Origin of the sequence: Rathayibacter tanaceti (assembly GCF_001634385.1) — a bacterium.
In the GTDB taxonomy this organism is placed as follows: Bacteria; Actinomycetota; Actinomycetes; order Actinomycetales; family Microbacteriaceae; genus Rathayibacter; species Rathayibacter tanaceti.
On sequence record NZ_LIIN01000020.1, the window covers coordinates 19,572 to 29,405 of the forward strand.

The window sequence follows — 9,834 nt, forward strand, 5'->3', positions numbered from 1 at the left end:
CTCAGTTCTCCAATCGGGAGGTGGGGTTCGGGGTTCTCGACGACGGTGACGTCGTCGGGGCGGAGGGAGTCGGGTCCCGGAGCTTCACTGCCCGGGAGCTGGACGGCGGCGGTACCCCAGGCGACGGCTGTCGCGAGGCGCTCCGCTTCCGTGGCGTCGACGGCCGAGAGATAGCCGGCGAGGGTGCTGTCGCCGGCGCGACCGTGCTGAGGGGCACGACGGCGGGGGCGCCCGCCCACCACGACGCGCGCGCCGTGACGAGGAGGGCGCCGTGTTCTCCGAGGCTGACGAGCGCTCGCGCGTCGGGCAGCTGCAGGAGTTCACGGGCTCCGGCGACGACGTCTCCGACCGTCGTCAGGGAGCGGCCGAGGAGCTCTTCGAGCTCCTCGAGGTTGGGCTTCACCAGGGTCGCGCTGCCGGCCGCGATGATCGCGGTCAGAGGCGCGCCCGAGGTGTCGACGGCGAGGGGGACGCCGAAGTGGAGGGCGAGGCGGCCGAGGGCGGGGTAGAAGTCCGCGCCCAGTCCCGGGGGGACGCTGCCGCAGGCGACCAGCCAGCGGGGCGAGGCGGAGACGTGCTCGCCGATCAGCACCGAGAGGGCCTGCGCCTCCTCCGCAGTGACCGCGGGGCCGGGTTCGTTGATCTTGGTGGTGCGGCCGGTGCGGTCGTCGACCACGGTGATGTTGGTCCGGATCGGCCTGGCGATCGCCGCGCTGGCCGAGCGGACGCCCGCGGAGTCGAGCATCGACGAGAGGTCGAGGCCGGTGGAGGCGTCGGCCGGGTAGACCGCGGTCGCCTCGACGCCGTTGCGCGCGAGGGCGCGGGCGACGTTGACGCCCTTCCCTGCCGGATCGCGGCGCACGTCGTACGCGCGGTTGACCTCTCCGACGGCGAAGCCGGTGGTCGACAGGGTGACGTCGATGCTGGGGTTGGCGGTGACGGTGACGATCATGCGCGCACGACCTCCGGTCCGGCCGACTCGATGTCGTCGGCGAGCTCTTCGTCGACGTCGCTGTCGGTGATGACGGTGTCGACCGCGGACAACGGAGCGACGTGCCCGAAGTCCTGTCGGCCGAACTTGGAGTGGTCGGCGAGGACCACGACGCGGCGGGCGGCGGCGATGATCGCCGACTTCACGACGGCCTCGTCGAGATCCGGGGTGGTAAGACCCCGCTCGCGACTGATCCCGTTGGTGCCGATGAAGGCGACGTCTACCGAGACGGAGGGGATGACCTGCGCGACCCACGGGCCGACCGCGGCCTGCGTCACTCCGCGCAGGTGCCCGCCGATCAGGTGGAGGTCGATGTTGGGCCGGCCGACGAGCGCCATCGCGACGGGGAGGGAGTGGGTGACGACCGTCAGCCGGCGGTCCAGGGGGAGCAGCTCCGCCAGGCGCACCGTGGTGGTTCCGGCGTCGATGGCGATCGAGCCGCCGTCGGGGACCTCGGCCAGCGCGGCGGTGGCGATCCGGTCCTTCTCGCCGGCGAGGTGTCCCTCGCGGGCGGCGACCTCCGGCTCGATGCCCAGGCGCTCGACCGGGATCGCGCCTCCGTGCGCCCGGCGCAGCAGGCCGCGCTTCTCGAGGCTCGTGAGGTCGCGTCGGATGGTCTCGGGCGTCACGGCGAGCGAGAGGGCGAGGTCGCGGACCTCGACGCGACCATCGCTGCGGGCGCGGTCCAGGATCGCCTGGTGCCGCTCCGGTGCGTACATGTGGACTCCGTCGTCTCGCCGTGTGGTGGTTCGCCGGACCCGGGATCGTCGCCAACCGCGGATCTGCGTTTATCTCTTTTTAGACCCGTTCGAACCTGAAGTCAACACAAACGGGCATTTCGACTGTAGCCCTCGAGCCGACGCATCGGCGGAGTCGCGGCCTGGTGCTCAGGTGGCGCTGCGGATTACGCGGAGAGCTCCTCGAGCTCGGCTTCAAGGCGGGCGAGCTGCTTCTCGAGTCGCCGACGCTTGAGGAGGGAGGCGCCCGGCAGGGCGGCCCGAAGGCGCTCGCACTCGGCCTGCGCGAGAGTGCGGCGGGCCGCGCGGAGCTGCTCCTCCCGCTCCTGCTCGCGCTCCTCCGATGTCAGTTTGCGCGCCGAGATCCCGGCGTCGCTCATCCCCACCGAGATCCACGAGGCCGCGATGAGGATCACCTGGCAGACCAGGTTGAACCAGATCAGGAGACCGATCAGCACGGCGAACGAGGCCAGCAGCGGATTCCTGGACGCGCCTCCGAGCAGCTGGGTGCCGAGGACCTTCAGCGCGCCCAGGGCGACGCCGCCCATGAGTGCGCCGGCCCAGAGGTTCTTCCACGGGATGGGGATCCCGGAGAGGATGCGGAACGATCCGGCGAGGGTCGCCGTGTCGAGCACGAGCATGATCAGGAGGCCCACCGCCCCACCGGCGACGCGGCCGGCCGTCGACTCGCTGCTGATGCCGAGGAAGGCGAAGGCCACGTCGACGAACGAGGTCGAGAAGACCGAGAGCGCCGCGGAGACCAGCAGCACGACTCCGAAGACCAGGGCGAGTCCCGCATCCTTGAGCTTCAGTAGCACGAACAGCGTGGTCGGGCCCGGGAGCGTGAAGAGCAGGCGCACCGCCTGGCGCAGGCTCCCGAGGAAGTTGAGGGCCGTCCAGATGAGTCCGGCGGCGGCGATCACTCCCGTCCAGCCGAGGATCGAGGAGTCCAGGAGCGTGTCGACCGAGACGAGAGCGTTCTCGCCTCCGATGAGGCCCGGAACCGATCGGGTCACGAGATCGAGGAGGGAGTCGCGCAGCACCGAGTCGTCGCGCATCCAGAACCCGAACACGGCGAAGACGACGAACAGTGCCGCGAAGACGGCGAAGAGCGCCTGGAACGCCAACCCGGAGGCGAAGAGCGGACCGCCCGTCTCGGAGTAGTGCAGCATCACCCGCACCGGCCGCGTCCGCATGATCCGCTCGACCAGCCCGGGGATCCCGCGGGGAGTGTCGGCCGCCTCGGTCATGCCTCCCAGCGTAGGACCGCGTGCCGTCTGCGGATGCATGCTCGGCTCGCGGGAACGCCGGCGGCTCGATCGCGGTGCCGGCCGCGCTCGAACGACGTCGCGTCGTCGTCCCGCTGCCTGCCGTCGACGTCGAGCAGCGCCCCGTCGTCGGTCCCGACGTCGACCCGGCCGACGCCGGGGCTCTTGACCTGCGGCTCGCACTCGATCCCGGCGATCGTGAGGCCCACCCGCGTGACGGGCTCCGGCCCTGATCCGGCGCGTGGATCGGTGAGTCGAACCACACGCGAGAGACGGCGGGGGAGCCGACTGAGGACGTCTGCGAGAGCGGCGGGGTCGATCAGACGTACGTGAAGGCAGGAGTCGACGACGGCGACGGCGAACTCGGCGCGCTGGCAGGTGAGGACGTGGCCCAGCGCCTCCTCCCGAGCCGTTCGGGTAGAGCAGTGCATGCATCGAGCTTCGCCCGCCGGTCGCCGACCCGACTGCCGCACACCTCTATCCCTGGAGAAGCCGGCCGTTCCGCCGCCTGTGGAGGGAATCCTGCCTGCTCCTCGGCTCGCGATAAAGCGTTCGGCTCGCCGGATCCGATGATCCCGACGAGCCGAACGCCTTCTCGCGAGCCCGAGACACGGGTCAGGCGCGGCCGCGGATGACGGCCTGCTTGACCTCGGCGATCGCCTGAGTGATCTGGATGCCGCGCGGGCACGCCTCCGTGCAATTGAAGGTCGTGCGGCACCGCCACACGCCTTCCTTGTCGTTGAGGATGTCGAGGCGCGCGCCGCCCGCATCGTCGCGCGAGTCGAAGATGAAGCGGTGCGCGTTCACGATCGCAGCCGGCCCGAAGTACTGCCCGTCCGTCCAGAAAACGGGGCACGAGGACGTGCAGGCGGCGCAGAGGATGCACTTGGTGGTGTCGTCGAAGCGGGCGCGGTCGGCGACCGACTGCACGCGCTCCTTGCCCTTGGGTGCCGGGGTGCTGGCGACCAGGAAGGGCTGCACCTCGCGGTAGGAGGCGAAGAACGGCTCCATGTCGACGACGAGGTCCTTCTCGAGGGGCAGGCCCTTGATCGCCTCGATGTAGATCGGCTGCGAGATGTCGAGATCCTTGATCAGGGTCTTGCAGGCCAGCCGGTTGCGGCCGTTGATGCGCATCGCGTCGGAGCCGCAGATGCCGTGTGCGCAGGAGCGGCGGAACGTCAGAGATCCGTCCTGGTCCCACTTGATGCGATGCAGCGCATCCAGGACCCGGTCGTCGAGTACATCTCGACGTCGAAGTCCTGCCAGCGCGGCTCCGCGTCCACCTCGGGGTCGAAGCGGCGGATGATGAAGGTGACGGTGAACGCCTCCGGGGCGGCGGGGGCAGCCGGCGGCTGCTCGAGGGTCGCGGTCGACATGGCTAGTACTTCCTCTCCATCGGCTGGTACCGGGTGATCACGACGGGCTTCCAGTCGAGCCGGATGTGGTCTCCGGCGTCGGAGGAGTGGGCGTCACCCGAGAGGTACGCCATCGTGTGCTGCATGTAGTTCTCGTCGTCGCGCTTGGGGAAGTCGTCGCGCATGTGTCCGCCGCGGCTCTCCTGACGGTTGCGCGCCGAGTAGACCACGACCTCGGCGAGGTCGAGCAGGAAGCCCAGCTCGACGGCCTCCAGCAGATCAGTGTTGAAGCGCTTGCCCTTGTCCTGGACTGAGATGTTGCGGAACCGGTCCCGCAGGCGCTGGATCGTGCCGGTGACGGCCTCGAGAGATTCGTCTGTGCGGAAGACCTGGGCGTTCTTGTCCATCTCGTCCTGCAGCTCCTTGCGGATCGAGGCGATCCGCTCGGTGCCGGTCGCGCTGCTGAGCGAGGCGAGCATGTCGCGGATCGGGCCGGCCGGGTTCTCGGGCAGGGGAGTGAAGTCGACGGTCTGGGCGTAGTCGGCGGCGTTGTTGCCGCTGCGCTTGCCGAAGACGTTGATGTCGAGGAGCGAGTTGGTGCCGAGGCGGTTGGAGCCGTGCACCGAGACGCAGGCGCATTCTCCGGCGGCGTAGAGGCCGGGGACGACGGTGGTGTTGTCCGAGAGCACCTCCGCCTTGACGTTGGTGGGGATGCCGCCCATCGCGTAGTGCGCCGTCGGCATGACGGGGACCGGCTCGACGACCGGGTCGACGCCGAGGTAGGTGCGGGCGAACTCCGTGATGTCGGGGAGCTTGGTTTCGAGCACCTCGGCGCCCAGGTGGGTGCAGTCGAGCAGCACGTAGTCCTTGTGCGGACCGGCGCCGCGGCCCTCCGCGACCTCCTGGACCATGCAGCGGGCGACGATGTCGCGCGGCGCGAGGTCCTTGATGGTGGGGGCGTAGCGCTCCATGAAGCGCTCGCCCGAGGCGTTGCGGAGGATCGCGCCCTCTCCTCGCGCTCCCTCGGTGAGGAGGATGCCGAGGCCCGCGAGGCCGGTCGGGTGGAACTGGAAGAACTCCATGTCCTCGAGCGGGAGGCCCTTGCGCCAGATGATCCCGACACCGTCGCCGGTGAGGGTGTGCGCATTGGAGGTGGTCTTGTAGATCTTGCCGAAGCCGCCGGTGGCGAAGATGATCGCCTTCGCCTGGAACACGTGCAGCTCGCCCGTGGCCAGCTCGTACGCGACGACGCCGGAGGGCTTGTCCACTCCGTCGACCGTGGTCATCACCAGGTCGAGGACGTAGAACTCGTTGTAGAAGTTGATGCCGAGCTTGACGCAGTTCTGGAACAGCGTCTGCAGGATCATGTGGCCGGTGCGGTCGGCCGCGTAGCAGGCCCGGCGGACGGGGGCTTTTCCGTGGTCGCGCGTGTGTCCGCCGAAGCGGCGCTGGTCGATCTTGCCCTCGTCGGTGCGGTTGAAGGGCAGACCCATGTTCTCGAGGTCGATGACCGCGTCGATGGCCTCCTTGGCGAGGATCTCGGCCGCGTCCTGGTCGACGAGGTAGTCGCCGCCCTTGACGGTGTCGAACGTGTGCCACTCCCAGCTGTCCTCCTCGACGTTCGCGAGGGCCGCGGCCATACCGCCCTGCGCCGCTCCGGTGTGGGAGCGGGTCGGGTACAGCTTCGAGATCACGGCAGTCCTCGCCTTCGGACCGGCCTCGATGGCCGCGCGCATCCCGGCGCCGCCGGCGCCGACGATGACGACGTCGAACTGGTGGTAGTGGACACCGTCGGGGCCGAGGGTCGACGCGAAGGCGTTCTGATCAGTGCCGGTGTGGGAGTGGCCTGGTGTGCTCACGTGGGAGTTGCTCCGATGTGCGGGAAGGGAGGACAGGGGGACAGGAGCGCGGCGTTCCGGAGGATCACGCCGAGCAGAACGACGCGAGCAGTGCCGGATCGGCTCCGGGCGGGCACGGGTCGAACGCGAAGACGACCCAGGTGCCGAGCGCGATCAGCGACACGACGGCCACGAGGATGCCGCCCTTGAACGCTCGAGCGAGCAGCGGCGAGGTCGCGTAGTCGTTGACCAGCGTGCGCATGCCGTTGCCGCCGTGGATCAGCGCCAGCCACAGCATCAGCACGTCCCACCACTGCCAGAAGGGATTGGCCAGCTTGCCGCCGACGAAGCCGAAGTCGATGGCCTTGATGCCGTCTCCGAGCAGCAGGTTGTAGATGAGGTGGCCGAAGATCAGGACGATCAGCACGACGCCGGAGGCGCGCATGTAGATCCAGCCCCACTTCTCCCAGTTGGTGCCGGAGGAACGGGTCGGCGTGTGCGGTGTCCGCGGTGCGGCGACGGTGCTCAATGGGCACCTCCCTCGCTGAAGACGTTGATCAGGTGGCGCGGGGCGAAGCCGAGCATGAGGACGACCCACAGCCCGATGACCACCCAGAAGAGCACGCGCTGATTGCGCGTCGCCCAGCTCCAGAAATCGACCAGGATGATGCGGAGCCCGTTCAGCGCGTGGAACGCGATGGCACCCACGAGGCCGGTCTCGCCGAGCCCCATGATCGGGTTCTTGTACGTGCCGATGACCGCGTTGTACGCCTCGGGGCTCACAGCGATGAGAGCCGAGTCGAGGACGTGCACGAGGAGGAAGAAGAAGATGGCGACACCGGTGATCCGGTGCAGCACCCACGACCACATGCCTTCGCGCCCGCGGTACAGGGTGCCGGCCGGACGCCGGATCTTCCCCTGCTTCCGGGGTGCGAGGGTGTGAGCAGCTTGAACTGACACGAACAACCCTCCCTGGTTGTGCTCCGACGGCCTGACCGGATTCCGCGTCTCGTGGACGGGGCGGGGCGCGGGAGCGACGAGAAACTCGCGTTCCGATCCTAAGCGTCGGCGCAGTGGCGCGCGGCTTAGGCGAGCCTTAGCTGCGGGGTACCGCGAGCGAGCGGGCTCCGGCGACCGCGTAGTGCTCGAGCAGCTCGTCGGTGAGCGCGCTCCAGGTCCGGTGCAGCACGCGGCGACGGCCGGCCTCGCCGAGCCTCGACCGCAGCTGCGGATCGCGCACCAGCCGCTCCACCTGTCGTCGCAGATCGGAATCACTCTCGGGCGCGTAGAGCAGGCCGTCGACCCCGTGCTCGATCAGGTCTGTCGGGCCGCCCGCGTGCGGGGCGACGACGGCGGTGCCGGCGGCCTGCGCCTCCTGGACGGTCTGGCCGAAGGTCTCCTCGGTGCCGGTGTGCACGAAGACGTCGAGCGCGGCGAAAGCCGCGGGGAGGCGTTCGCCGTCGAGTCGCCCGAGCATCCGCGCCCGAGATCCCAGCGCTGCGCCGACCCTGGCGGAGGAGGGGCCGTAGCCGCCGATCACCAGCTCTGCGCCTGCGATCGGGGCGAGCGCCGCCAGCCGCTCGACCCGCTTCTCCGGGGAGAGACGGCCGATGTAGCCCACCAGGGAGTCGCCCTTGCCGAGTCCCGCGCGCAGCTCGAGGGCGGTAGGCGAGGACCGCATGCGGGGATGGAACCGGTCGCTCTGCACGCCGCGTCCCCAGAGGGCCGTGCGCTCGATGCCGGCGGCGGCCAGATCGTCGAGGGCGCTGGTGGAGGGGGCGAGGGTGAGGTCGGCTCCGGCGTGGATCTGGCGGACGACCCGCCAGGCGAGCGCGCGGGCGCCGCGGAGGCCGTAGCGGGCCGCGAACCGCGCCACGTCGGTCTGATAGACGGCGACGCTCGGGACGCCGAGGCGGCCCGCTGCGGCCAGGGCGCGGGCTCCGAGGAGGAAGGGGGAGGCGACGTGCACGATGTCGGGCTCGAAGTCGGCGAGCTCCCGCGTCAAAGCGAGGGTGGGGATCCCGACGGGGAACTCCCGATAGGCGATCGCGGGATGCTCGACCACGCGGTGGCCGGCGTAGGACGCCGGTGCGCCGGCTGCAGGGCAGACGACCAGCGCCTTGATCCCGCGCCGGGCGAACTCGTCGAGCACCCGGAGGACGCTCGTGGTGACTCCGTTCAGCGACGGCAGGAAGCTCTCGGTGACGACCGCGACTCTCACGCGCCGGAGGTTACGGCGCCGACGTGAACGGCGACGCGCGCGAGGATGAACGGACGGTCGTTCTCGACCGCCCTTGTATCCTGCGGACATGACATCACCTGAGACCGATGGCCGCGCCCCGCTCGACCGCTTCTACAGCGTGATCCCCGCAGGCGGGATCGGCTCGAGGCTGTGGCCGCTCTCCCGGGCCGACGCACCGAAGTTCCTGCACGACCTCACCGGATCGGGTCAGACCCTCCTCCGCGACACCTGGGACCGTCTCGCGCCCCTCTCCGGCGCCGACCGGATCATGGTCGTGACCGGTCGCGCGCACCGCGCCGCCGTGGAGGAGCAGCTCGTGAGCCTCGAGGACGCGAACGTCGTCCTCGAGAGCGAGCCGCGCGACTCCTCCGCTGCGATCGGCCTGGCCGCCGCCATCCTCGAGCGCCGCCAGCCGGGTGTGATCATCGGCTCGTTCGCCGCCGACCACGTGATCAGCGGCCAGCAGCTCTTCCACGACGCGGTCGCCGAGGCGGTCGTCGCGGCCGACGCGGGGTACATCGCCACCATCGGCATCACACCGACCGAGCCGGCCGTGGGCTTCGGCTACATCCGGACGGGCGAGCACCTCGCGATCGACGGTGCAGCACACACGCTCGCCGTCGACTCCTTCGTCGAGAAGCCCGACGCCGAGACCGCCCGCGCCTATGTGGCGAGCGGCCAGTACCTCTGGAACGCGGGGATGTTCATCGCGCGGGCCGACCGCCTCCTCGAGGAGCTCGGCCGCTCCAAGCCGGAGTTGCTCGCCGGTCTGCTTGAGCTCGCCGCCGCCTGGGACACCCCGGAGCGCGGTGCGGTCGTCGACCGCATCTGGCCGGGTCTGGAGAAGATCGCGATCGATTACTCCGTCGCAGAGCCGGCGGCGGCCGCTGGCAGGCTCGCCGTGATTCCCGGTCACTTCTCCTGGGACGATGTGGGGGACTTCGCGTCGATCGCCAAGCTGCACGCGAGCGGGCTCCGCTCGGACCTCGCGATCCTCGGCGAGGACGCTCGCGTTCTGGCCGATTCGGCGACCGGCATCGTCGTCAGCGGAGGTAACCGCACCATCGCCCTCATCGGAGTGAAGGACATCGTCGTCGTGGACACCCCCGATGCCCTTCTGGTCACCACCACCGAGAACGCCCAGAAGGTCAAGGGTGTCGTCGACGCCCTCCGCCTCTCCGGCCGCACCGACGTCCTCTAGCCCCTACCTCGCAGTTCCCGAAGCGCGGCCCTCCTTCCGGAGGCGCCGCGCTTCGCCGTCCCCGCCTCCCCGCGCATCCGCTCCCTCCCTGCTCTCGGAGCGTCGAGCCATTCCTCCCCACCCGTCATCCCTCTCCGTCGCTCGCACTCGCTCCGTGTTCCCACTCGCCACGGTGCCTGCCCGCTGCTCGGTCCCTCCCTCC

Annotated in this window: 9 protein-coding genes and 1 pseudogene; 1 reads left to right on the forward strand and 9 read right to left on the reverse strand. The window is 70.1% G+C overall.

Going from position 1 to position 9,834, the window contains the following annotated elements:
- Position 1: 1 nt before the first annotated feature.
- The 9 genes and pseudogenes from ACH61_RS04300 to ACH61_RS04340 all read right to left on the reverse strand — a co-directional run bounded on the left by ACH61_RS04300 (position 2) and on the right by ACH61_RS04340 (position 8,410).
- Complete coding sequence (locus ACH61_RS04300) at positions 2–952, reverse strand: 1-phosphofructokinase family hexose kinase (RefSeq protein ID WP_201787576.1); 951 nt, start codon at positions 950–952, stop codon at positions 2–4.
- The gene (locus ACH61_RS04305; protein ID WP_068208977.1) at positions 949–1,710 is read right to left on the reverse strand and encodes a DeoR/GlpR family DNA-binding transcription regulator; all 762 of its coding nucleotides are present in this window, start codon (positions 1,708–1,710) and stop codon (positions 949–951) included. The genes ACH61_RS04300 and ACH61_RS04305 overlap by 4 nt, the downstream gene beginning before the upstream one ends.
- A gap of 185 nt (positions 1,711–1,895) precedes the next feature.
- Positions 1,896–2,978, reverse strand: coding sequence for a YihY/virulence factor BrkB family protein (locus tag ACH61_RS04310; RefSeq protein ID WP_068208980.1), 1,083 nt, complete (start codon positions 2,976–2,978; stop codon positions 1,896–1,898).
- Positions 2,975–3,427, reverse strand: a complete 453-nt coding sequence (locus ACH61_RS17250; protein WP_068208983.1) for a hypothetical protein — start codon at positions 3,425–3,427, stop codon at positions 2,975–2,977. Before ACH61_RS17250 ends, ACH61_RS04310 begins: the two co-directional genes overlap by 4 nt.
- Before the next feature lie 184 nt (positions 3,428–3,611).
- A pseudogene (locus tag ACH61_RS04320) lies at positions 3,612–4,372 on the reverse strand (succinate dehydrogenase iron-sulfur subunit).
- Positions 4,373–4,374: 2 nt separating this feature from the next.
- Complete coding sequence (gene sdhA, locus ACH61_RS04325) at positions 4,375–6,210, reverse strand: succinate dehydrogenase flavoprotein subunit (protein WP_068208986.1); 1,836 nt, start codon at positions 6,208–6,210, stop codon at positions 4,375–4,377.
- Positions 6,211–6,274: 64 nt separating this feature from the next.
- Positions 6,275–6,718 carry a succinate dehydrogenase hydrophobic membrane anchor subunit gene (locus ACH61_RS04330; RefSeq protein ID WP_068208989.1) on the reverse strand — a complete coding sequence of 148 codons (444 nt, stop codon included), beginning with the start codon at positions 6,716–6,718 and terminating at the stop codon, positions 6,275–6,277.
- A complete protein-coding gene (gene sdhC / locus ACH61_RS04335) occupies positions 6,715–7,149 on the reverse strand; it encodes a succinate dehydrogenase, cytochrome b556 subunit (RefSeq protein ID WP_082845011.1) in 435 nt (144 codons plus the stop codon). Before sdhC ends, ACH61_RS04330 begins: the two co-directional genes overlap by 4 nt.
- Before the next feature lie 136 nt (positions 7,150–7,285).
- Complete coding sequence (locus ACH61_RS04340; protein WP_068208992.1) at positions 7,286–8,410, reverse strand: glycosyltransferase; 1,125 nt, start codon at positions 8,408–8,410, stop codon at positions 7,286–7,288.
- 88 nt (positions 8,411–8,498) lie between these two features.
- Between ACH61_RS04340 and ACH61_RS04345 the strand changes: the two genes are divergently transcribed.
- Entirely contained in the window at positions 8,499–9,632 is a 1,134-nt protein-coding gene (locus ACH61_RS04345; protein WP_068208995.1) for a mannose-1-phosphate guanylyltransferase, read from the forward strand.
- Positions 9,633–9,834 lie beyond the last annotated feature (202 nt).